The sequence below is a fragment of the Candidatus Accumulibacter vicinus genome, from assembly GCF_000584955.1.
Classification (GTDB): Bacteria; Pseudomonadota; Gammaproteobacteria; order Burkholderiales; family Rhodocyclaceae; genus Accumulibacter; species Accumulibacter vicinus.
The window spans coordinates 1-1,007 of the sequence record NZ_JDSS02000032.1; the positions used below are offsets into that span (position 1 = coordinate 1).

Annotated in this window: 1 protein-coding gene; it reads right to left on the reverse strand. The window is 56.0% G+C overall.

Annotation, left to right across the window (positions count from 1 at the left end; translation table 11 throughout):
* Window positions 1–29: 29 nt before the first annotated feature.
* Window positions 30–587, reverse strand: coding sequence for an IS630 family transposase (locus CAPSK01_RS15020; protein WP_034928425.1), 558 nt, complete (start codon window positions 585–587; stop codon window positions 30–32).
* Window positions 588–1,007 lie beyond the last annotated feature (420 nt).

Genomic DNA, 1,007 nt, shown 5'->3' on the forward strand with positions numbered 1-1,007 from the left:
AATGGGTTAGCGCCACATTTTTGGCTTCGTTATCCCGAACTGACGTAATGGATATGCACTTGGGCGTGGTTACGCCGGGTTTTCCAGGCTTCGACATCCTTTTCCAAGGTTTCGATGTCAGGCGTACGCTTGTCCAGGCCCATGCGAGACAGAGCAGAGAACTCGATCTCGACCATGTTGAGCCAACTTCCCTGCTTGGGTGTGTAGTGGAACTCCAGTTTGTTCAGAATCGCGTGGGCTTTTTCTGGCGGGAAGGCGTCATACAGCGCGCCCGGCTTGTGGGTGTTCAGATTTTCCATGACCACCCGGATCACTTCAGCCTCGGGATAAGCGTTTGCCACTCGCTCCATCGCCAGGGCAAAATCGATCCTGGTCCGGTGCTCGGTTACCCAGACCTCGCGTTGGCCCGCGGCTGGTTCGCAAAAGAGCATAATTTCGGCCACGCCATGACGGACGAATTCAGTATCTTCCCTGATCGGTTGGCCAGGCTCCATGGGCATCGACTGACGGGCATCGGCAATCAACTGGCGGGGCGTTTCATCGAAACAGACCACCGGACGTTGCGGGTCGTAGGGCTCCTCGTACAAATCAACCGGGCTCCCGGTCGCGGTCGATCCACCAGCGCCTCTGCCACGCCGGCTTCTGCACAACGTCGCCTTATCCGCTCAACCGTCGAGGTGCCTACCGATAGCACCTCCGCAATTTCTTCCGCGGTCCTGCCTTCGTCGCTCAACAGCAGTATCCGCGCCCGCGTCAGTTTTCGGGCCGCGTGCCGGCCCTTCGCCAGCAGCCCCTTCAATTCCTCACGCTCCGATTCCGTCAACAGGATTCGATACTTCACCATGATGTCGCTCCAGCAAAAAAATAACCTGCAGAGCTTTGGACATCAAAACATTCTTCGATGTCACCCATCACCACTTGTATCCATCACAATCAACTCGCCAGACTACTAGTTGTAATAGCGTTAAGCCAGCTTTACAATGTTGAAAACCGATCCGGACCAAGGG